Here is a 23,977-nt window from a genome sequence, read left to right as displayed (position 1 = left end):
CCATAATTCACATAATAAATTATTTCGCATAAAAAAACATATTATTTGTTATAAATACAAGTATATAATTTATTAATCTAGTTCCTTTATAAATCCATTTATGAAACCAAAAACTTGCATATAATTTATTAATTTATGATTATAAATATAACTTTATTCTAAGGTTTAGTTTCAATAATAATTAATGTAATAAAACACAATAATATTTATTATTAATTTACTATTATGATAAGCTAATATTAAATTTTTGTAAAATTTATTAGAATTATTTTTGAGCAAATTGCATGTTTGAGTAAAAGATGTTAGTAAATGGTAATAATTTCTCTATTTTTTAAAATAATTAGATAAAATTTCACATAGTAAATTATATTATAACATTCATAACGTTTTCAGACTTATTTAATCAATTTTTACTAAACTTTATTTTAACAATAAGATGGAGGATGTGCTTTATTTTTTGAAGTTGCTTTTTTAACCAAAATTGGTTAATTAGTCGTGTCTTTTCTAATTTTTCATTATTTAAATATTTAACCAATGTTTCTGGATCTGTGAAATCTAGAGATTTAGGATGAATATATATCGAATATTCATACATCACAATATAAATTAACTCATCTAATGATAAAATTCGACGCCTAAGAGAATTAGGATATAAATCTGTAGTTAATCCCCAACCTGAATAAAATGGTTGACCATAGCAAACAACTTTTTTATGACGGATTAATGCTTCGAAACCTGCTAATGATGTAATTGTATGAATTTCATCAACCTGCTCAATGCAATGAATAATATCAGCAAATTCAATAATATCATTCACATATTTTTTTAATTCCGTTTTATTTATCTCCCCTATTCTATTACCACTTAAAACATCAGGATGAGGTTTATAAATAATATAAGCGTCTTGATTTTTTTTTCTAACCATTTGAACCAGTTCCAAATTGGTTTTGATTATAGGTGATCCAAATATTATCGACGCATCGTCTTCAACTTGACCAGGTATTAATATTATTTTTCTTTTTTCATGATTAGGTTTAATATTCTTTTCATTACCAACATTATATTTGCTTATTTTTGTTTCAATTATCAATTTTTGTAATGATTTAGCTTTTTCTTGCTCTTGTTTTGTCACCACTCTAGTCGCTAATAATGACTCTAATTCGCTAATTTTTTGAGAATTAAAATATATACCTAACCCATCTATCACTAAGGAATATGGCATTACTAAATTAGAGCCTAATCCTATTGATCGAATAAAGCCATCCTCTATACGCATAATACAAAATTTTTCGTTCTGAATAATTGGAATAATACTTTTTTTACCTTGTCCCCAGATTAATATTTTTTGGGATTTGACATCATGATTTAATTTGTTGTCATTTTCAATCTTTCTAAACTTATTAATAGAATAAAAATGAATTTTGACTGAAGGAAGATTTAAATATGGCAGTAATACGTGTTTTTTCCAGAATGAAAATCCAACTAATTTAACTGAACCACGAAGTTTATTATTTAATTTTTTAATTTTAGTGAGATAATTAATAACGTCGAATATTGTTCCTTTTTTACCTGTATATGGATTTATATATTGGCAATATAGGATATAACTTGCTACAAATAATTCGGTAATAGTCGCCTCTGTTCTTCTTTCATTATTTTTTAAACTTTTTATATTTTTATGTCGATCGTCTGTCACTCCCCATCCAGCATACCATGGTAATCCGAAGGTAATAACTTCTTTACCTAATAAAAGAGCTTCAAATCCCATATGAGATGTGACTACATAAACTTTATCAATTTGTTTTAACAATGAAATAGGATTAATATCCTCGCTGAGTAAAACTATTGAATCTTTATTTAAATTACTTGTTAAAAAACCTTCTTTATAACCATTAATAACATCTGTATGTGTTTTAACATATATGGTTGCGGTAGGATTTTCCTGTAATGCTCTATCTAACATTTCAAGAAAAGTTTGTTGATCTGCATCACCATATTTGACAGACATATCACCAACAGTTTGATCAATTACTAAAACTTTCTCATTTTGAAGATGATGTTCATTACTGAAACCTGTAAAGTTTGGCGCGTGATTGTATTTTGTTAATTCATTGTCAGTTATTAATTTTATTGCTTGTATTGCATAATCTAAATGGAGAACTAGACGGCTTTTATCTTTTATCAATTTTTCTAATTCTGAGGGAAAACGAGCATCATAATAAATACCTGTACTATCAGCTATAAGTGATAATGGAGAATACCCCTCTAATCCCAAACCCACAGAACGTAAAAAACCATCTTCAAGCGAAATAAACGGCAGTTTATTTTGTGTTGCATATTTTCTTGCTTTTTTTGTAGTTGGGCGAAGTCCCCATCCAGCAATTGCATTAGCTTGTTTTTTATTTTTCTTATCTGTAAAAATTAAATCAGGAAAAAAATGATTAATGTTTTTAATTTTGATGATTTTTTTCGAAAAAACAGCAACTTTTTGCATAAGAAAGCGAATGACTTTTAAGTTAAACGTTATTGCTTATTGTGATATTGATAAGCTTCGTCTATAGTTTCAAATTGATGTAATAGCCCTTCCTCTAAAACCATTGCTTTATCACAATAACTTTTGATAGCATTCATATTATGTGACACCAATATTAAAGAACGATCTTTTTTATTTTCAAATAATTCGTTTTTGCATTTTTGAGTAAATCTTGAATCACCTACAGCGATAACCTCATCAATTAGATAACAATCAAATTCTATTGACAAAGATAATGCAAAAGCTAAACGAGCCCTCATGCCTGAAGAATATTTTTTAATAGGTTCATATAAATAATCTCCTAATTCGGCAAAATCTTCTACATATTCCTTCGTTTTTTTTATTTCAGTCTGGTAAATTCTACATATAAACCGTAAATTATCCATACCAGTCAAACTACCCTGAAAAGCACCAGTAAAAGCTAATGGCCAAGAAATGGACATACTGCGTTTGATAGTACCTGATGTTGGTTTTTCTATTTCACTTATAAGTCTTATTAATGTTGATTTACCTGCCCCATTGCGACCCAGAATTCCGAGTTTTTCACCTCGATGTAAAGTAAAACTAATATTATTTAAAACAGTTTTATACCCTTTTCGTGTAGCGTATTTTTTGGATACATTGTCGACTATAATCATTATCCTTCCTCAATTATATTGTTTTCGTATATTTTAACCATAGCCAATCCAATGAAAAGTAGAACCACATTACATAAAATTAGATAGCTTATACTTTCATGAGTGATGACAGATGAACCAAAATATCCAAAACGGAACATTTCAGTTCCATGTACAGGAGGTAGAAAAAGTAATAACCCTTGAATTTCGTTAGGAAAAGTGTCAACCCAAAAAAATGCACCAGAAAAAGGGATCATGATAAAACTTAGTGTTCCCCATATTTTATCAAAAGATTCAAATTTGGCTGATAAAACAAAAATGATCAATCCAAGTCCTAGAGAAAACCAACACATTAGCCCCCAAGCACATAGCATATAAAATGGATCGTTCGGTATGGATATTAATCCCAAAAAAATGAAAATTATCATCACAAAGATTTGAGCTGCACTTGCACCAATCATTTCAAGAAAAATACGCGCATACACAACGTCCAAAATACGTATATTATGGTGATATAGTAAAGCTTGATTGGCTTTAACAGCACCCTTAGCTCGAGAAGAGCTATTACGCCACATCATAACTATTGGATAACCTGTCAGCACAAACGCAATGATGTTAAGATTAGAAACAACGTCAACTTTAAAAAAGTACCATATCAGGCTTATTAATAATGTTAATGACATGGGCTCAACAAACAACCATAAAAAACCAATATTATTACGACCATAGCGAGTAATGATCTCACGTAATATTAAAGCTTTTATCACATTAATTTGTATAATAAGTGAGCGTAAAAATTGAGTTCTAGAAATTAATTCATTCATCAATCTTTATGCTCCCTAATCCCCGCTAACATCAAATTAAATATTCCATATATAATCAGGCATATGACAAAAGTTGCGATAATATTATAGATACGTGAAGGTTTAAATGAGACATCAGAAACACTAGGCTGCTCTATACGTTCTAAATAAAGCTGTTTCTTCGTTATCTCCACTTGAGCATTACGTAAAGATAATGTAGCTGCTTCAAATTGCTGTTTTGCAACAGTATTATTTATGAGAATTTGTTGATATTCAGCCAGATTAGCATCTTTATTTTTATTTTTTTGGAAGTCAGCGAGTGCTTGAGCTTCTTTTTTCATTTGTAGTTCAGCATCTTTTAGCTCAGCTAAAGATGCAGTTATAAGGTCTTGTTTAGCACGCAAATTTATTTGATTAACAAATCCTTCAGCTTTTTTTAATAAATTTTCATTAATATCAAAAGCATCTTGCATATCAAATGCATTGACTTTAATCGTAGCAATACCGGTAGAAATATCAAAGTTGACATTTATCATGTTACTCATGTAACGATAAAAATATTCATTTTTATCCATAAATTCAAAGTTGAATCCATTAAAACGAGCTATGACATCACCTTTTTGAGTATACCATTGTTTAATGGGTAACAATTGTTCAATAGAAGACAATGCATCTCTAGACTTTATATATGAGAGAACAACATATGAATCATCATTAGAACGAGAAAGACCAACTTTTGAAAAAATACTCCCCAACCCTCCCAATGATGATTGGGTATCAGATGACCGTATAATATAGGTTGCTTCGGATGTATAAATATTTTCTGCTATCAATCCAAAATATATTATTGACAATAAAGTCGGTAATGTTACAAGTAAATGCAGTAACCATTTTTTTTTAAACTTTATGAATAAAGACATAATAGTATCAAGCCTATCGATTAATAAATTATTCTGTTATTTGGCTAACTTGATTAATCATCCCTACACCTGGTGAAAACACCGCATATAAGAATTTCTGTAGTTCAATAATAGGTGCAGATGCAACATAAACAATATCATTATTTTGAATTTGGAAATTTTTCATAATGAAAAATGAGTTAGGATTAGTCAAGTCAATTTGATAAACTGTTGGAATAGTTTCTTTATTGTTATTGGATAATTGGTTATCTTGATATCTAAATACAAACACGCCTTTTGCATTTGCTTTATTGTCATTTAGACCTCCAATACGACCTAGTGCTTGAGATAAATCAATTCCTATAGCTTCAAATCGTACTTCTCTGGTTGCCCCTGTAGCTCCCATTGAAATAAAAGAACTTGGTTTATTAATTAAAGTAATAACATCATTTTGTTGAAGGTGAACATTAAATTGAGGATTTGATAAAACTAAACTTAGTGGAATTTGGCTATTTTTTTTATTTCGAGTGAGTTGTATTAATGTATCTTTAATATCATACATATTACCACCTAACATGGCAACAGCATCTAATAATTGCTCACCCTTAGCGGTAAGGGTCAATTTTCCACTAAACTTGTCCCCAATAACAGTTACTGTTGACGATCTTTTCTCTAAAACCGTAATTATAATTTGGGGTCTATTGGCAATACCAGATAGTTTTTCCATTATCTCATTTTGTACTTGCGAAGGGGTTTTGTTATCAACTTCTAAAATTCCAACAAATGGTAAAGAAATAAGGCCTTTTGAATTAACTGTCACTATTGGCAAATCAGTTAATCCAGTTCTAGGAGCTCCTGTATCACTTGATCCTGTAAATAATATTGCTGGTGGAGTTTCAATAATTGAGATTTTTAGACTATCCCCTTTCCCAATTTTATCGACTTTTTGAATTTGATTTGTTGTTTCATTGATAAATTTTATAGGACTCTTAGATGAGTTAGCATCTTTAGTAAAATTAATTGAATTATTGAGATCGACTAAATTAACTTTACTATAGATTGCATCTTGGCTGAGATTATTTTTATTTATATCTTTTATTGAAGAAAAACTTGGTCCAGAATGAGGTAAAACCGAACAACCGCTTAAAATCATGACTAGCGTTATGGGAAGAAGGGATGGTAGTTTCAAAATAAATTTCCTTATACATCATTTCTTATTTTTCTTATTTTTATTATAAAACAGATAATCTTAGACTAAAAGTATTTTGTGGTGGAGACTCTATCAGCCACATCTCACACACATATTTTTTACTTTGGCTGCTTCCTTCCGGACCTGACCTGATGAGCAAAAAAATGTTGCAAGAGGACCCATAGTGCCTCCATAGGAAAGGTTATATTATGCTTTAATTATAAAATTATTTCAATTATTATTTTATCCAATACTACCCAATCGACCTTTCTTTAATCTTAATTTTAAAGAAAGGCGATTGTAATAAGAGTATAGAATTTAATCCTACATTGTAAATTATAGTGCTAAATTCTTTTCTACTCGTTCTCTGAATTTAATACCTGGTCTGAATGTAACAACTCGACGAGCGGAGATATCCACACTTTCACCAGTTTTTGGATTACGACCTGGGCGCGAATTTTTATCACGTATAGCAAAATTACCAAATCCAGATAATTTTACCGGTTCCCCTTTTTCTAAAGCCACTCGAATCTCTTCAAAAAAAAGTTCAACAAGGACTTTAGCTTCTTGACGATCAATATTAAATTTTTCGGCAAGACGATCTGCAATATCAGCTTTAGTTAATGTCATAGTTATTATTCTCTTAATAGGGCTTTAAAATGATTTTGTAAAGCAGTGACACACTTGCTTACAATGTTTGCTATATCTTCTTCTTCAAGTGTACGTGATTTGTCTTGTAAAATCAAACTGATAGCAAGGCTTTTTTGATCTTCTTTAATGTTATCTCCTTGATAGACATCAAAAAGATTAACTTTAACAAGTTGCTCTCCTCCAGCTTGCTTACACACTGAAATAATTTCTGCTGCTGGAATTGTATTTGAAACAATAATCGCTATATCTCGTTTGTTTGACGGATATTTTGAAAGGTCTTGAGCAACAGGCACCTTTTTAAAGTTAATTTTAGCTAAATTTATTTCAAAAACAAGCGTTTTACTATTTAAAGATAATTTTTTTTCGATTTCTGGATGTAAAACACCAAAATAACCGATAACCTCATCATTTAAATTGATTACTGCACTTTGTCCTGGATGTAAAGCTGATAATTCTGCTCTATTAAACTGGACTTTTCCATCACAACCTAACAGTGAGAAAATGGCTTCAAGATCCCCTTTTAGATCATAAAAATCAATGCTCTTTTTAGGTAATTGCCAATGATCTTCGTATAAATTACCCGTAATAACTCCAGAAAGCATGAATTCTTGACGAACACCAAACTCACATTTTTCATCTGGTATAAAACGTAAACCCGTTTCAAATAATCGTAAACGGGATTGTTGTCGATTTTGATTATAGAGCACCGCATCTAATAATCCTGACCACAATGATAAGCGCATTACAGACATTTCACTGGAAATTGGATTTGGTAAAGTGATTGCAGGTTCATTCGGATGAAGAATATGCTGAATTTTAGGATCAACAAAACTATATGTCACGGCTTCTTGATAACCATGATCAACCAATAAGTCTTTTATTCGGCGTAATGATATAATACTTTCTGGTTTTGGCTGCATTATCGATTCAATTTTCATATTTGCATTCGGAATATTGTTATATCCGTAAATGCGGGCAACTTCTTCAACCAAATCTTCTTCAATTTGTAAGTCAAAACGCCAGCTAGGTGATTTAACGATCCAAATGTCGCCTTTATATTCTACTTCACAACCAAGTCGAACCAATATATCCGTAATTTTTTGTGCTTCAATGAAATAACCTATAATTCGATCAATTTTGTTACGGTGTAACTTTATTGTTGCTTGTGAGGGTAATTCACTTTGATTTATAACTTCAATAACAGGCCCAACCTCCCCGCCACAAATATCAACTAATAATTGTGTCGCTCTTTCCATTGCAACAAACTGTAATGCAGGATCGACACCACGCTCATAGCGGTGAGAAGCCTCTGTATGTAGACCATATTCTCGAGCTTTACCTGTAATTGCTAATGGAGCAAAAAAAGCTGACTCAAGAAAAATATCTGTAGTTGATTGTGTTACACTTGATTTTTCACCGCCCATAATACCGGCAATTGCTAAAACTTTATTATGATCAGCAATAACTAATGTTTTATCATTCAATTTAACTTCATTACCATTAAGTAATGTCATTTCTTCGTCTTGGTGAGCATAACGAACAATAATGCCTTTTTCAATTTGGTTTAAATCGAACGCATGCATTGGATGACCAAGTTCAAGTAATACATAGTTAGTAATATCAACGACAGCATCAACAGAACGAATGCCTCCTCGGCGCAACTTTTCTCTCATCCATAATGGTGTCATCGCATTGATATTGATATTTTTAATCACTCTTCCTAAGTAACGAGGAGCTGCTTTTGGAGCATCTATTTGGATTGATAAGGTATCAGAAATTGTTGCTGGTACATTTGCTATTTTAATTTCTTTCATTGGAATATTATTAACGGCTGATATATCTCTAGCCACACCAACAATACCAAAACAATCAGCACGATTAGGTGTAACACTTATATCAATCATAACATCGTTAAGATTTAAATATTCTCGAATATCTTTTCCCAAAGGCGCATTATCAGGTAATTCAATAATACCATTATGATCATCAGTAATACCTAATTCTGAATAAGAGCATAGCATTCCTTCTGAAGGCTCACCGCGTAGTTTTGCTGATTTAATTTTAAAATCACCAGGTAAAACTGCCCCAACAGTAGCGCAAGCAACCATTAAACCTTGTCGGCAATTTGGTGCACCACACACAATATCAAGTAATTCATCTTTACCTATGTCCACTTTAGTTACACGAAGTTTGTCTGCATTAGGATGTTGTTTACACTCAACAACTTTTCCTATCACAACACCAGTAAAATCCCCTGCAACCTTTTCCACATTATCAACTTCTAAACCAGCCATTGTTAATTGATCGGCTAGCATTTCGCTACTAATTTCTGGATTGATCCATTCACGTAGCCAACTTTCACTAAATTTCATGTTTTCATCTCCAGAATTAATTAAATTGCTTTAAAAAACGTAAGTCGTTTTCAAAGAAAGAACGTAAATCAGTGACACCGTAACGTAACATTGTCAATCTTTCTATTCCCATACCAAAGGCAAAACCGCTATAAATTTCAGGATCAATACCAACATTACGTAATACATTAGGGTGAACCATTCCACATCCCAATACTTCTAGCCATTTACCATTTTTAGCTTTAATGTCAACTTCTGCTGAAGGTTCTGTAAATGGAAAGTAGCCAGGTCTAAATCTTATTTCCATATTATCTTCAAAAAAGCAATGAAGAAAATCATGTAATAAACCTTTCAAATGGCTGAAGCTGATGTCTTTATCAACTAATAATCCTTCCATTTGATGGAACATCGGAGTATGAGTCTGATCATAGTCATTACGGTAAGTTCTTCCTGGAGCGATGATTCTGATTGGCGGTTTTTGATTTTCCATAGTTCGAATTTGAACTGTTGAAGTTTGGGTACGCAATAAACGTTTCGCATCAAACCAGAATGTATCATGATCAGCTCGAGCAGGATGATGAGCAGGAATATTTAGTGCATCAAAGTTATGATAATCATCTTCTATTTCTGGTCCAGTTTCAACCACAAAGCCTAGTTCCCCAAAAAAATCAACTAAGCGATTAATTGTTTTTGTTACTGGATGTAATCCCCCTAACTCAAGAGATTTACCTGGTAAGGTAATATCAATCATCTCATTTGCAAGTTTTGCATCTAGGGCTTGACGCTCTAAAAGATTGCGTTTTTGATTTAATATTTCAACAACTTCTTGTTTTGCATCATTGATTTTTTGGCCGACTGCTGGGCGTTCTTCGGCAGGAACATCACGTAAAGAAGCCATCTGCAATGTAAAGTAGCCTTTCTTACCAAAATATTCCACTCTGATCTGTTCGATCGCATTAATGTCGTTAGCATTTTCAATAGCGGATTTGGCATTACTTACCAGTTCAACTAATTGAGACATAAAATTCTCCTGCTTATTGTTCATTACATAAAAAAAGCCTCTCCTGAGGCTTTTATAATTATTTTTCGTTTTTCCATTGCCTCACGAATGAAAATTTTTAATGAAGCTAAAAAAGAAACGAAAAACAACTAATTTCATAATTACTTTACTCTTAAATAATATTGTCAATAAAATGATAAAAGCCGAGATAACTCGGCTTTTATAAAGCTATTATAATGCAGCTTTTGCTTTTTCAACTAATGCAGCAAATGCATTTTTGTCAAATACAGCAATATCAGCAAGGATCTTACGATCGATTTCAATTGAAGCTTTCTTTAATCCATTGATAAAACGGCTATAAGAAAGACCGCATTGACGAGCAGCAGCATTAATACGAACAATCCATAATTGACGGAATTGACGTTTACGCTGACGACGGTCACGGTAAGCATATTGTCCAGCTTTGATTACTGCTTGGAAAGCAACACGATAAACACGTGATCGAGCTCCATAATAACCTTTTGCTTGTTTTAAAATTTTCTTGTGACGTGCACGAGCAATAACACCACGTTTAACACGAGCCATAAACTATATCCTCTAATTAATTAACCAATAAATTAAGCGTATGGAACACACGCAGTAACTAAACCTAAATCGCCTTTTGACACAGTAGTCAAACCACGTAAATGACGTTTACGCTTAGTTGATTTTTTGGTTAGGATATGACTCTTGTTAGCTTGTTTATGCTTAAAGCCACCAGAAGCTGTTTTTTTAAAGCGCTTTGCTGCGCCTCTTACAGTTTTAATTTTAGGCATTTTATTAATTTCCACTTCGCATTGTTAATAAAAATAAAATAATGGTGTAATTTTTAGAAAACTAAAGATTAACTTGCAAAACCATTACTTCTTCTTCGGCGCTAGCACCATTATCATTTGACGACCTTCAATCTTAGTTGGATAAGATTCAATAACCGCCAAATCAGCTAAGTCTTCTTTAATGCGATCAAGCATCTCAGTACCTAACTGTTGGTGAGCCATTTCACGTCCACGAAAACGCAACGTGACTTTAGCTTTATCGCCATCTTCTAGAAAGCGAATCAGGCTGCGGAGTTTTACCTGATAGTCGCCTTCATCTGTACCAGGTCGGAATTTAATTTCCTTAACCTGAACAACCTTTTGCTTCTTCTTCTGTTCTTTTGTTGCTTTACTCTTTTCATAGAGGAACTTGCCATAATCCATAATTCGACAAACAGGTGGCTCTGCATTAGGGCTTATTTCGACTAAATCTAAAGTTGCTTCTTCCGCTTGTTTTAAAGCTTCTTCTAAGCTTACTATACCGAGCTGTTCACCATCGACGCCGGTTAACCTCACCTCACGAGCAGTAATCTCATCATTGATCTTATGCGCGCGTGTTGACTGAATACGTTTACTGACTTTAATATCTCATTCCTCCAAATTAATTTATCGTTAATTCATTTGTTCTAATGAACGACTATGAATTTCGTTAAGCAACAATTCTATAACATGTTTCACTTCAAAGCTACCAAGATCTTTACCTTGACGAGTTCGAACTGAAATTGTTCCTGATTGCATTTCTTTGTCTCCACAAACAAACATATACGGAACACGTTTTAGAGTATGCTCTCGAATTTTAAACCCAATTTTCTCATTTCTCAAGTCTGCTTTTGCTCTAATTCCAACTTTTTGCAATTGCTCGGTTAATTGTTTGGCATATTCAGCTTGATTATCGGTAATATTTATTACTGCAACTTGCAAAGGAGCAAGCCATGTAGGGAAGAATCCAGCACAATCTTCGGTTAAAATTCCCATAAAGCGTTCCATTGAACCTAAAATTGCTCTATGGATCATAACTGGTGTATGGCGTTCGTTATCTTCACCTACATATGTCGCATCTAAACGTTCAGGTAACATGAAATCAAGTTGTACTGTACCACATTGCCATGCTCGTCCTAAACAATCATGTAAAGTAAATTCAATTTTTGGTCCATAAAATGCGCCTTCGCCTGGTAAATATTCGAATTCAATACCATTTTCAGTTAAACATTCAGCTAAATCTTTTTCAGCTAAATCCCATGTTTCATCTTTACCAATACGTTTTTCTGGGCGAGTGGATAATTTAACGGTAATATCTTTAAAACCAAATGTGCTGTAAGTATCATAAACCATTTTAATACAGCTGTTTACTTCACCTCGAATTTGCTCTTCAGTGCAGAATATATGCGCATCATCTTGGGTAAAGCCTCGAACACGCATTAAACCATGTAATGAACCTGACGGTTCGTTACGATGACAACTACCAAACTCAGCCATACGTAAAGGTAAATCACGATAAGATTTTAGACCTTGATTAAAAATTTGTACATGACCCGGGCAGTTCATTGGTTTAATACAATATTCACGATTTTCAGACGAAGTAACAAACATTAACTCTTTATAGTTACCCCAATGACCTGTTTTTTCCCACAATACGCGATCCATCATAAATGGACCTTTTACTTCTTGATAATTGTATTCTTTTAGTTTAGTACGAACAAAAACTTCTAGTTCACGAAATATAATCCAACCATCATTATGCCAAAATACCATACCGGGTGCTTCTTCTTGCATATGATAAAGATCTAGTTGTTTACCAATTTTACGGTGATCACGTTTAGCAGCTTCTTCTAAAAATTGTAAATAACTATCAAGCTGTTTTTTATCCGCCCAAGCCGTGCCATAAATACGTTGTAACATTTTATTATCACTATTACCACGCCAATAAGCACCTGCAATTTTTTGTAATTTGAAATGATGACAAAAACGCATATTAGGAACATGTGGTCCTCGGCACATATCAATATATTCTTCATGATGATAGAGTGCCGGTGTTGAATCTTTAGGAATATTTTCGTCTAAAATAGCAATTTTATACGGTTCACGACGATCCCAAAATACTTCTCTTGCACGTTCCCAACTCACAACTTCTTTTTTTACTTCATAATCTTTTTTTGCTAATTCGTGCATGCGTTTTTCTAAAGCATCAAGATCTTCCTGAGTTAAAGAATGTTCTAAATCAATATCATAGTAGAAACCATTGTCAATAGTTGGACCAATTGCCATTTGCGTGTCAGGCCATAATTGTTTAATAGCATGACCTAATAAATGAGCACAAGAATGGCGAATAATTTCTAAACCATCTTCATCTTTGGCAGTAATGATAGCTAATGTTGCATCCTCTTCAATTACATCACAAGCATCTTTACGTTGACCATTTACACGCCCAGCAATACAAGCCTTAGCAAGCCCTGCTCCAATACTTTGAGCAACTTCTAGAACAGTAACTGGTTTATCAAATTGACGTTGACTTCCGTCAGGAAGAGTAATAATTGGCATAATAAATCCTTATAACAGTGGTGCGCCACACGAAAGCGCACATGCGTACATAAATAAGCGGAATATACTATCACTTATTACAAGGTTTTTAAATAGGATTAAGCTTGATTTAAAATTAGATTTTTATCGATTTAATCATCTATGATGATTTCATGAACTTAAAAAGCTCAAAATCAATTTATTAATGGTATTTATGAATATTAGACAAGAATTATGTAACACTATAATATTGTAAGTTAAATTACCTAGCTTTAATTTTTTTACTAATCAGCTAGGCTTATAAAAAATTATAATTCTGCTAAATATGTTTCAGGTATAACTGGTATTGAACCATTTGGGGTACAGACGTAAGAAGCGATACGATTTGCTTTAATATTAATTTCCTGTAATGCTTTACCTTTCAAATCTAACACACTACTAATTGCCATAAATGAATCGCCAGCACTAACAGTATCAATCCCTGTGATTTTTTCTGCTGGACGATAATCTTGCTCACTTTTGGTAATTAAATGACTACCATTGTTACTACAAGTTTAAATTAATAATTCTAATAGTTGATCCTATCATAATAATGGCTATACCATTTGCACAAAACTCATCGATAATTTAATAGATTTCAGCATTAGCGCCAATATCAATTATTCGAGTCAGTAGCTCTAATTTGATGTGGGAATTACTAAAAATTAGATAATTCAAATTCCACAAAATGATGAAAAAGTTATAAATTATTTGTCAAAATTAAATATCAAACACGTTGTTTGTGGTAACACACTTTACGGCAATGCAATTAATTTCGTTAAATCAAAGAATCAATCCAAAACAAAATTATTTACAATCAGTTTTGATGACGCGGATTATGCCTATTATCCTTTAACATTTCTTTTGAGATATAAGCAATCTTTGGCTAGTATCGCCCTAATTGCAGTTAAAACTTTGATTCAATGAGTTTATAACCCAACATTACCAATTCGTACTGTAGAGTTAGTCATTCGAGCTTCAAGTGGAACTTGATTTGGCTTTTGATTATGTTAAACAGAAATGCAAATAAAATAATTACATTTATTTAAATGTGACGTTGTCACTATATTGAGCGAAATAATAATCTTTATTTAACAAAAAATTTGATTAAAATGTCTAAATTTTCAAAAATAACTCCCTACTTTTAAAAGGTTTTGAACCAACATAAGGTTTTAAAGCCATTCGAGTAAAGCGTTTAGCTGCTTTTAGTGTATCAACAGTGCTAAAATCACGATTTCCTAAAGCCAATACTTGTTCACCAGTGAAACTGGTACTATTTCTTAATAAACTACCGATAAATCCCTTTTCGGATTGATATTGATAATACATTGATTCAACAATATTATCTCCTGTCGCGCTACAATGAAAAAAATCAACGTAATAACCCATATTTTCTAATAATGATAGTTCAAAAGTACGTAGTACATTCTCAGCAGGAGCTTGTTGTGCCAATTGTTGTAAACTTTTTAAATAATCATCAAAAAGTGTTGGCATCTCAGTATCTGCAATTAATACCCGATGTAATAATTCATTTAAATAAAAAGCGCTATATAATGAAACTGAAACTAATGGTAAAGTGAGTGACATAGCTTCAACTTGACGTAATATTTTTATATTACCTTTACCAGAATATTGTACTATTAAAGGGGTAAAAGGTTGTAATAACCCTTTCAAAGAAGAATTTTTTCGTCGAGCTCCCTTAGCTAAAACGGTTATTTTACCACCACTTTCAATGAATAGATCAACTAATAAGCTGCTTTCAGTTTGAGTACGTGTGTGCAAAACAAATGCTCTTTGCCAATTTTCCATGCAAAACCTTTAATTAGATTGTTGTTTTTTTGTTTAATAATAGTGTGTGAATAAAAATTAAGTAATTTTATGAAATTTAACCTGAAATTAAGATAAAAATCCGATATAATCAAACGATAACAATAGGATTATAGGATAAATAAAAGACAAGCTATGGAACTTTTTTCAATAATTTTACTTCTCGTATTAATTGTATCACTTTCTGGTGTCGTTGTTAAAATGCTGCCAATTCAAATACCATTACCGCTAATGCAAATATTATTAGGCTGCGTACTGGCCGCTTTTGGTGTTTATGTAAGATTCGATCCAGAACTATTTCTTGTTTTATTTATTCCACCTTTACTATTTGCTGATGGACGAAAAACCTCTGTAAAAGATTTCGTATATAATTTCAGAGAAATTGTTGGATTGGCGCTTGTATTGGTGGTTATCTCAATTATCGCTTTAGGTTACATTCTTCACTGGATGTTACCAAATGTCCAATTGGCAGCAGCTTTAGCTCTTGCAGCAGTCTTATCTCCTACCGATGCTGTTGCCTTGAGTGGAATTGTTGGTAAAGGCCGTATAGAAAAGGAAAAGATGGAAATCATTGAAGGTGAAGCATTGATGAATGATGCTTCGGGTCTTGTTTCGTTAAAGTTTGCAATTGCAATTGCGACAGGACTACTTGAATTTGATTTATTACAAATCAGTATATCTTTCTTTGTTGTTGCTGTCGGTGGTTTAGCGGTTGGCGTTTTATTTACTTGGTTATATGCTAGGGTTTTACGTAAAATAAATCAACTTACTAATAATGACCCAGCAATTCAAATCGTATTATTATTCTTACTACCATTTGCCGCTTATATTATTGCTGAAGAATGCCATTGTTCAGGTATTTTAGCTGCTGTAAGTGCAGGTATGACCGTTAATCATTCAGGTATGATGCGTAATGCACCTTTGACAACACGTTTACAATCAGATAGTGCATGGTCAATGTTAACTTTTGTATTCAACGGATTTGTTTTTGTTCTTTTGGGTATTCAGTTACCTAGCATTTTGAATAATACTTTCGCTGAAAATCAAACAGATGCATCAATTGAGCTATGGCAATTATGCTTGATTGTTTTATTTGTTTTTATCGTATTAATGGGAACAAGATTTGCTTGGCTATGGGCTATGAAACACATGCCAACCATGCCTTTTGGAACAAAACGACCTCTAGCATTTAGAGCATATACAAATCGTGATTTATTAATTTCAACTTTTGCTGGTGTCCGAGGAGCAATAACATTAGCTGGTGTATTATCTATCCCAATGACCATTGCAGGCCGGTATCAACTTGTCTTTATTGCTACAGGAATTATCTTAATTTCATTGATTGTTGCAGTAGTTATATTACCTATTTTATTACGAGGTAGTGTAATTTTAGATAATTCAAAACAAGACAATGAAATTTTAACAGTGAAAGGACAAATGGCAGAAGAAGCTATTATTAGTCTGGAAAAAATGCAGAACAACTTACTACAAGAAACTTCTGAAGCAGGTTTGGATCAAGAAATAATTCACGAAGTTGGCTCGCGTGTTATCGGTTCATTAAGACGTAGGACAGGTCTCAAAGATTTAGAACAAAAAGCACTTGAAGCTGAGAACCTAGAAAGACGTATGCGTTTAGTTGCAATTGGTGCAGAACGTACTGCACTATTACAAATGAAAATTCGTAATGAAGTAAGTGAAGAAACTTTTGAGCATCTAAACACTGATTTAGATATTTATGAGAAAATGATCTCTGGAGATGTTTAAATGATAGAAAGCCAGCATAATTTATTAGGAAAAATACATTCAACATTTGTTGATAAAGCGCCTCAAGTATTGGGAATTACTTTACGCTGTATTCCTTTTAATTTAAAAAAACAAGTTATTGAACAATTGTTACAATTACAATTTAAACATTCACTTGAAGATGGTGATCTTGATTTTTTAGAAAATCGCTGGCTTAAAATTGAAGTTACAGATCTACAATTAATATGGTTTGTTAGCCTAATAGAAAATAAATTAGTTGTCAGTCGTGAAGAAATTGCTGATGTAAGCTTCATTGGCAATGCTAATGATTTAATAATGATTGCAACTAGAAGACAAGACCCTGATACACTCTTTTTTCAACGTCGATTAATTGTTGAAGGAGATACTGAGCTCGGTCTATATGTTAAAAACTTAATGGATTCAATTGAATCAGAAACTATGCCTAAACCTCTCAGAATCACTCTTGAAAAGTTGGCTGATTTAATTGAGAGTGCCCCAAAAGAGTAAAAATTGTCTATTGTTCATAATTAAATAAAAAGGGAATGATATTAATTCATTCCCTTTTTTATTTTTACTTAAATTAAATATTCGTTTTTAAATTAGATATTACTATTTGCTTATTCACATCCTGATAATCAATTACATATTTTTATCTGTTTCATTATTAGAATGATCTTTTGAATAATGATTTTTTTTAGAAAATTTGATAATTAATTCTTAATGTTAATTTTAATGAAATATTGAGATATAAATCACAATAAACAAAGTATTTATTTTCGATTTTAACCTAGTAAAGTTAAATTAAAGGGATAAATAGTGAATATAGGTAAAAAAATTATGGTCAACTTTAAGAAAAAACTATGCATTGTTATTTTATTAATAATTCCTTCTTTAGGGTATTGTCTCGATTTTAATAATAAAAATGAAGCCAATTTCATTGTTAATAACTTCAAATTTAATGATGGGAGTACAATGTCAAATCTATCAATACACTATATTACTCTTGGCAATCCGAAAAATAAGCCCGTATTAGTATTACACGGTACTACTGGTAATGGAGCATCAATGTTAAATGATAGTTTTGGTCATGCTTTATTTGACAAAGGAATGCCACTAGATGCAGAAAAATACTTTATTATCCTTCCTGATGCTATTGGTACAGGTCAATCTTCGAAACCGTCAGATGGTATGAAAGGTGACTTTCCACATTATGATTATACCGATATGGTTAATGCTCAATACCAATTAGTGAAAAATGGATTAGGCATCGATCATTTAGAGTTAATTATAGGTAATTCCATGGGAGGGATGAATACTTGGAATTGGGTTACAATGTATCCAGATTTTATGACTGCTGCAGTACCAATGGCTGCAACCCCTGCCCCTATGTCAAGCCGAAATTGGATAATGAGAAAAATGGTTATTAATGCTATTAAAGACGATCCTGATTGGAAAAATGGATTCTATGACAAACAACCAGAAAAATTCCAAACCGTTTATAATTATTATAATATAGCAACCAATGGAGGCGATATTGCTTGGCAAAACAAAGCCTATAATACTGCAAAAACAGAAGAATTATTAGCTAGTACATTAAAAGAGCGCATTACAATGGATACTAATGATTTTTTATTTCAATGGGATGCAGCAAGAAACTTCGATCCAACTAAAGACTTGATTAAAATAAAAGCTCATATATTAGCAATAAATTCAGAAGATGATGAAAGAAACCCTCCTACTACAGGTTTAATGGAAAAAGCGATAAAAAACATTCCTCATGTTAAATATGTATTAATACCAGCTAGTATCAAAACCAGTGGGCATAGTACCACAATGACCGCCAATTTATGGAAACATCATTTAACATCGTTTTTAAAAGAGATAGAGGACAACAAATATCTTAATTTTTAAATAAAAATTAATGATTTATAATTAACTACTATTATAGATAATATTATTTATAATAGTATTGTACTTTTAATTTAAAGTTACAACGTCACAAAAAACTTTATTTGATTAATGCCAAGTTACTAATTTAAAAAAAAGTTATAACATTTAATGTATATGAACTAGAAAAACCATGATTTAAAGATTTAGTTAATTAGTAGTGCATTTAAAAGTTAAAATAAATCTCATGTTAACATTATAAAATTTGCTATAACAATATGATATATCCTGTTTATTAATTATATCTAATATCATAAAATTTACCTTTTGATATCATAACGTATTGGACTTTAAATCCGACATAAAGACCATAATTGCTTTTTGCTATCACAAAAATGGAAATAGCCCAACCATAACTAGGTCTATCGCAATATAAAAAGTAAGTTTAAAAATTAGATGTTACCATTTTTGAGAACTTTATTAAACGCAGATATTTGTAGAATTTTTAAATATATTGCATCGTTAGCTATTACAATTAATGATAAATATCATTCATGGATTAAAATTAAATCTCAAGTATTGCTCTATACCGAAATTAAAAGGCAATACTCCCTTTTTATGATATCCTTACACTTGAACCATCAAGTAGTAATTTCTGGAAAACTAGGATAAGATTTATTTGATAGTGCTATTTGCTTTGAATCATTAGACATCATTTTAATTTTCTACATTTTGTACACAATTAAAAGCATAACTATATATTTTGTATGTTCACAATTGCAAATAAATAAATGAACAATAAAACAGTTAAAAATCAAGAAATAAAATAATAATTAAGAGCCCAAAAGAATAATGAAAAACGACTTAAATCAGCCAACTTTTTACTTTCATGATTATGAAACTTTTGGTATAAACCCTGCTTTAGATCGCCCAGCACAGTTTGCAGGAGTTCGAACTGACGGTGATTTTAACATCATTGAAGATCCTTTAGTTATTTATTGTCAAATTGCTCAAGATTATTTGCCAAATCCTGAGGCTGTACTTATTACTGGAATTACTCCTCAGAAAGCCAATCAAAACGGCATTTGTGAAGCTGAATTTACTAAACAAATCTATCAAGCTTTTAGTGAACCTAATACATGTATTTTAGGATATAACAATATCCGATTTGATGATGAGGTCACTCGTAATATTTTATATCGTAATTTTTATGATCCCTATTCCTATAGTTGGCAGTACGGTAATTCTAGGTGGGATCTTCTTGATGTTGTTAGAGCTTGTTATGCATTAAGACCTGATGGTATCAATTGGCCCATCAATGATAATGGTCTTCCTAGTTTTCGTTTGGAGCATCTGACGCAAGCAAATAATATTAAGCATGAACATGCCCACGATGCTATGTCCGATGTTTATGCAACTATTGCTATGGCTAAACTAGTAAAAGAAAAACAACCCAAATTATTTAATTATTTTTTCTTATTACGTAATAAAAACAAAGTTGCTGAACTTATTGATGTTGTCAATATGACACCTATCGTTCATGTATCGGGCATGCTAGGTAGTCATCGAGGTAATTTATCAGTGGTTGCTCCAATAATTTGGCATCCAATACAAAATAATGCAGCTGTTATATGTGATTTAGCGGGTGATATTGACCTCCTTATTGATTTGTCCGTTGAACAAATCAAAGAGAAACTGTATACAAAAACAGAAGATCTAGAGTTAGGAGAATCGCGAATTCCTTTAAAATTAATTCATACCAATAAATGCCCTATAGTTGCTCCATTAAAAACCTTGTTACCTGAAAATGCAAAACGATTTGGGCTTGATGTAGAGCAATGTTTAATTAAACTACAAAAACTACAAGAAAATCAAAATTTGCTGCAAAATAAGATGCAAGAATTGTTTAATATTGATAATAATTATCCAATTAATTCAGATGTTGATGCTCAAATTTACCAAGGTTTTTTGAATAATCAAGATAAATTGCGCTGTGAAACGATTCGAACAACACCCACTCAACTATTAGATAGCCTATCTTTAACATTTGATGATCCTCGTTTAGCTACCCTATTTTTTAGATATAAAGCTCGAAACTATCCTCAAGCATTAACGGAACGAGAGCAGGCTGTTTGGTTCAATCATTGTCGAGATAAACTTAATATACCCAAAATACAAGATTATTTATTGAATCTAGAACTATTAGCTGAAACGTATATTCAACAACCTGAAAAATTAACAATAATTAAACAACTTTATAACTATTGTCATTATTTAGTTGGATAATTGAATTTGACGGGCGTATGATAGGATCAAATTTATTTATATCATTGAAGCCGCAGATATAAATAATCATCATAAAGTTTAATATATTTAATAATATAATATTATGAAACATTTTTTAGCCAAACATGCAACGATAAAACATCGACTCTATTCTTTATATTATACGCTGTTCAGCTATGGTCGAGGATTGATTATTTTAACTCTCTGTTTATGGGTGGGAAATATAATCTCAAAAATAATACCGATAATGATTCCTGGCAGTATTATTGGTTTGTTACTTCTATTTTTCTTACTTGCTTTCCAGCTTATCCCAACTTGTTGGATCAAAAATAGCTGTAATCTATTTATGCGTTATATGACGGTTCTTTTTATTCCTGCTGCTATGGGCATAATGGATAACTATTCACTTTTATTAGAAAATTGGATCCCTATTATCTTTAGTAGTGTAGGTGGATCGCTCATTGTGTTAATTTTTACCGCTTATCTAACCGAAAATTTCCAAAAAACAATGCCCCAAAAAAGAACAATTTTATCAAAAAATCAGGAGAAGCAGCCATGATATGGATGCTACCACTCACACTTTGTGTGTTTCTCATTATTCGTAAAATTTCATTTAAATTAAATAGTCCTTTATTTAATCCATTAGTCATATCGGTTATTGTTTTAATTCCAATTTTATTAATAACTAAAACCAGTTATGCACAATATGTAGCAAATGTACAAATTATTAATGATTTATTGCCTTATTCGGTTGTAGCCCTTGCCTATCCTTTATACGAACTTATTCCTCAAATTAAAGCACGTTGGAAATCAATCATATTTATTACCTTTACTGCTTCGATTGCATCAATGATAACTGGCGTTTGCATAGCTTTTTGGTTGGGTGGCAATAATGCCATTGCAGCATCTGTTTTACCTAAATCAGTTACTACCGCTATTGCGGTAACCATTGCTGCCGATCAAGGTGGTGTGCCTTCTATAGCTGCATTATGTGTAATATTAGTCGGCACATTAGGCGGAATTTTTGGGCATCAAATATTAAATCTTGTTAAAATAAAATCGGCTTCGGCTAGAGGACTTTCTATTGGAGCTGTTTCACATGCGGTTGGAACTGCCCGTTGCATTGAGGTTGATTATAACGAAGGAGCTTACAGTTCCTTGTCGCTTGTTTTATGTGGTATTATGACATCATTGACAGCACCTTTTTTATTTCCAATAATGGTATTTATTTTTGATTGGTTTTAGCATGAATTTAAAAAAGCTTATAGCTTGTTTCATTGGTTTGTGCTTGATTACAATATCGGCGATTCTTATTCTTGACTATTGGATCAGCTATAAAACAGCACCTTATATCTATCACGATGAGAACAATCTTCCATATCGTGCAGTTGGTGTAGTACTTGGCACATCCAAATATGTTCGAGGTGGCGGATTAAATGGTTTTTATCGAAATCGTATTGATGGAGCAATCGACCTTTATTGGAAAGGTAAAGTCGATTATCTTTTACTGAGCGGAGATAATGCTCTATTAAGCTATAATGAACCAATCACTATGCAAAAAGATTTAATCAAGGCTGGCATTCCTAGAAAAGCGATAGTTCTTGATTACGCAGGTTTCAGAACGTTAGATTCAATTGTTCGCGCTAATAAAGTTTTTGATGCGAATGATTTCACAATTATCACTCAAGAGTTTCATTGCGAACGTGCAATTTTTATAGCTATTGCACAAGGAATCCAAGCACAATGCTTTGCTGTGCCATCGCCTAAAAGTATGAAATTAGTGCGTATCCGTGAAATGTTCGCTCGTGTCAGTGCCTTTATTGACCTTTATATCCTTATTAAAGAACCAAAATATCTTGGTCCTGTCATTCCAATCATATCTAATAATGAGTGATTTTTTGTAAAAAAGTTTCAGGTTATGGGTACGTTTCAGTAAAAAAATAGACAGAAAGCGATTGTCTAATAAATTAGATTGCATTTTTATGCAAAAAAAAGTAATATTTAGTCAATTTAAATTTAAGAAAACGAAGAATGAATATTGAACTAAACCATATCAATTGCTTTTATGGTTCTCATCAGGCATTAAATGATGTTTCATTATGTTATCCACTTGGTGAAACTATTGTTTTACTTGGTCAAAGTGGTGCAGGAAAGAGCTCTTTATTAAAAGTATTTAATTTACTTGAAATTCCAACGTCTGGCGAAATGACTATTGCTGACTCACATTTTGATTTTTCAAAAAAAATCAGTGAATCAACAATTCGACTGCTTCGAAAAAATGTTGGTATGGTTTTTCAAAATTATAATTTATGGCCACATTTAACTGTACTTGAAAATCTAATTGAAGCTCCTTGTCAAGTATTAAAAATGTCTAAAAAAGAAGCCAGTGACAAAGCAATGTCAATTTTAAAACGTTTACGGATAGATGATATGGCACACCGTTACCCTCTTCACCTTTCAGGTGGACAACAACAACGTGTGGCTATAGCAAGAGCATTAATGATGGAACCTCAAATTTTATTATTTGATGAGCCAACAGCGGCTTTAGATCCAGCTATAACATCGCAAATAGCAGAAATCATTAATGAATTATCACAAACAGGGATTACACAAATTATTGTCACACATGAAGTTGATTTTGCTCGTAAAGTTGCTTCGCAAGTGATTTATATGGAACACGGTAAAATTATTGAGCAAGGGCAATTAGAATGCTTTGCTCATCCTAAAACTAAAGAATTTAAAGCTTATTTATCACATTAA

Annotated in this window: 20 protein-coding genes, 1 other RNA gene and 2 pseudogenes; 8 read left to right on the top strand and 15 right to left on the bottom strand. The window is 32.0% G+C overall.

Annotation, left to right across the window (positions count from 1 at the left end):
• Positions 1 to 403: 403 nt before the first annotated feature.
• The 15 genes and pseudogenes from H3S73_RS04765 to recO form a co-directional block, all read right to left on the bottom strand.
• Positions 404 to 2,494, bottom strand: a complete 2,091-nt coding sequence (locus H3S73_RS04765; RefSeq protein ID WP_198235975.1) for a capsular polysaccharide biosynthesis protein — start codon at positions 2,492 to 2,494, stop codon at positions 404 to 406.
• Positions 2,495 to 2,523: 29 nt separating this feature from the next.
• Positions 2,524 to 3,171 carry an ABC transporter ATP-binding protein gene (locus tag H3S73_RS04760; protein WP_198227936.1) on the bottom strand — a complete coding sequence of 216 codons (648 nt, stop codon included), beginning with the start codon at positions 3,169 to 3,171 and terminating at the stop codon, positions 2,524 to 2,526.
• Entirely contained in the window at positions 3,171 to 3,974 is an 804-nt protein-coding gene (locus H3S73_RS04755; RefSeq protein ID WP_198227938.1) for an ABC transporter permease, read from the bottom strand. Before H3S73_RS04755 ends, H3S73_RS04760 begins: the two co-directional genes overlap by 1 nt.
• Positions 3,974 to 4,873, bottom strand: a complete 900-nt coding sequence (locus H3S73_RS04750; protein ID WP_198227940.1) for a hypothetical protein — start codon at positions 4,871 to 4,873, stop codon at positions 3,974 to 3,976. The genes H3S73_RS04755 and H3S73_RS04750 overlap by 1 nt, the downstream gene beginning before the upstream one ends.
• Positions 4,874 to 4,901: 28 nt before the next feature.
• Positions 4,902 to 6,041, bottom strand: a complete 1,140-nt coding sequence (locus tag H3S73_RS04745; RefSeq protein WP_198235974.1) for a polysaccharide biosynthesis/export family protein — start codon at positions 6,039 to 6,041, stop codon at positions 4,902 to 4,904.
• A gap of 88 nt (positions 6,042 to 6,129) precedes the next feature.
• Positions 6,130 to 6,225: signal recognition particle sRNA small type (gene ffs / locus H3S73_RS04740), an RNA gene on the bottom strand.
• A gap of 152 nt (positions 6,226 to 6,377) precedes the next feature.
• Positions 6,378 to 6,671, bottom strand: coding sequence for an integration host factor subunit alpha (locus H3S73_RS04735; RefSeq protein ID WP_039126771.1), 294 nt, complete (start codon positions 6,669 to 6,671; stop codon positions 6,378 to 6,380).
• Positions 6,672 to 6,676: 5 nt separating this feature from the next.
• A complete protein-coding gene (pheT, locus tag H3S73_RS04730; protein ID WP_198227944.1) occupies positions 6,677 to 9,064 on the bottom strand; it encodes a phenylalanine--tRNA ligase subunit beta in 2,388 nt (795 codons plus the stop codon).
• A gap of 16 nt (positions 9,065 to 9,080) precedes the next feature.
• Entirely contained in the window at positions 9,081 to 10,064 is a 984-nt protein-coding gene (gene pheS, locus H3S73_RS04725; RefSeq protein ID WP_198235973.1) for a phenylalanine--tRNA ligase subunit alpha, read from the bottom strand.
• Between the two features lie 210 nt (positions 10,065 to 10,274).
• Positions 10,275 to 10,628 (bottom strand): 50S ribosomal protein L20, encoded by a 354-nt coding sequence (gene rplT / locus H3S73_RS04720; RefSeq protein WP_024496189.1) that lies wholly within the window; start codon positions 10,626 to 10,628, stop codon positions 10,275 to 10,277.
• A 32-nt stretch (positions 10,629 to 10,660) separates the two neighbouring features.
• Positions 10,661 to 10,858: a 50S ribosomal protein L35 gene (gene rpmI, locus H3S73_RS04715; protein WP_025315575.1), complete on the bottom strand. Its 198-nt coding sequence runs from the start codon at positions 10,856 to 10,858 to the stop codon at positions 10,661 to 10,663.
• A gap of 84 nt (positions 10,859 to 10,942) precedes the next feature.
• Positions 10,943 to 11,482, bottom strand: coding sequence for a translation initiation factor IF-3 (gene infC / locus H3S73_RS04710; RefSeq protein ID WP_025315574.1), 540 nt, complete (start codon positions 11,480 to 11,482; stop codon positions 10,943 to 10,945).
• 27 nt (positions 11,483 to 11,509) lie between these two features.
• The gene (gene thrS / locus H3S73_RS04705; RefSeq protein WP_198235972.1) at positions 11,510 to 13,435 is read right to left on the bottom strand and encodes a threonine--tRNA ligase; all 1,926 of its coding nucleotides are present in this window, start codon (positions 13,433 to 13,435) and stop codon (positions 11,510 to 11,512) included.
• A 287-nt stretch (positions 13,436 to 13,722) separates the two neighbouring features.
• Positions 13,723 to 13,956: pseudogene (locus H3S73_RS04700) on the bottom strand (carbohydrate kinase); the annotation flags it as partial.
• Positions 13,957 to 14,569: 613 nt separating this feature from the next.
• Positions 14,570 to 15,262, bottom strand: a complete 693-nt coding sequence (gene recO / locus H3S73_RS04695) for a DNA repair protein RecO (protein WP_198235971.1) — start codon at positions 15,260 to 15,262, stop codon at positions 14,570 to 14,572.
• 153 nt (positions 15,263 to 15,415) lie between these two features.
• On the opposite strand from recO, the gene H3S73_RS04690 reads away from it, so the two are divergent.
• From H3S73_RS04690 to artP, 8 genes and pseudogenes are all read left to right on the top strand, one after another.
• Positions 15,416 to 17,044, top strand: a complete 1,629-nt coding sequence (locus H3S73_RS04690; protein WP_198227952.1) for a Na+/H+ antiporter — start codon at positions 15,416 to 15,418, stop codon at positions 17,042 to 17,044.
• Positions 17,045 to 17,551: an SCP2 domain-containing protein gene (locus H3S73_RS04685; RefSeq protein WP_198227954.1), complete on the top strand. Its 507-nt coding sequence runs from the start codon at positions 17,045 to 17,047 to the stop codon at positions 17,549 to 17,551.
• 330 nt (positions 17,552 to 17,881) lie between these two features.
• Positions 17,882 to 18,955, top strand: a complete 1,074-nt coding sequence (locus tag H3S73_RS04680) for an alpha/beta fold hydrolase (protein WP_232352942.1) — start codon at positions 17,882 to 17,884, stop codon at positions 18,953 to 18,955.
• Positions 18,956 to 19,783: 828 nt separating this feature from the next.
• Complete coding sequence (gene sbcB, locus H3S73_RS04675; protein ID WP_198235969.1) at positions 19,784 to 21,217, top strand: exodeoxyribonuclease I; 1,434 nt, start codon at positions 19,784 to 19,786, stop codon at positions 21,215 to 21,217.
• Between the two features lie 103 nt (positions 21,218 to 21,320).
• Positions 21,321 to 21,776, top strand: a complete 456-nt coding sequence (locus H3S73_RS04670) for a CidA/LrgA family protein (protein WP_086327554.1) — start codon at positions 21,321 to 21,323, stop codon at positions 21,774 to 21,776.
• Positions 21,773 to 22,462, top strand: coding sequence for a CidB/LrgB family autolysis modulator (locus H3S73_RS04665; RefSeq protein ID WP_039126739.1), 690 nt, complete (start codon positions 21,773 to 21,775; stop codon positions 22,460 to 22,462). The genes H3S73_RS04670 and H3S73_RS04665 overlap by 4 nt, the downstream gene beginning before the upstream one ends.
• A gap of 1 nt (position 22,463) precedes the next feature.
• Positions 22,464 to 23,093: pseudogene (locus H3S73_RS04660) on the top strand (ElyC/SanA/YdcF family protein); the annotation flags it as partial.
• A gap of 155 nt (positions 23,094 to 23,248) precedes the next feature.
• Positions 23,249 to 23,977: an arginine ABC transporter ATP-binding protein ArtP gene (gene artP, locus H3S73_RS04655; protein WP_065737096.1), complete on the top strand. Its 729-nt coding sequence runs from the start codon at positions 23,249 to 23,251 to the stop codon at positions 23,975 to 23,977.

This window comes from Gilliamella sp. B14384G12, from assembly GCF_016101825.1.
GTDB classification, from domain to species: domain Bacteria; phylum Pseudomonadota; class Gammaproteobacteria; order Enterobacterales; family Orbaceae; genus Gilliamella; species Gilliamella apicola_N.
Note: the sequence above shows the minus strand (reverse complement) of the source record. Positions and strands in the feature narration are given on the sequence as shown.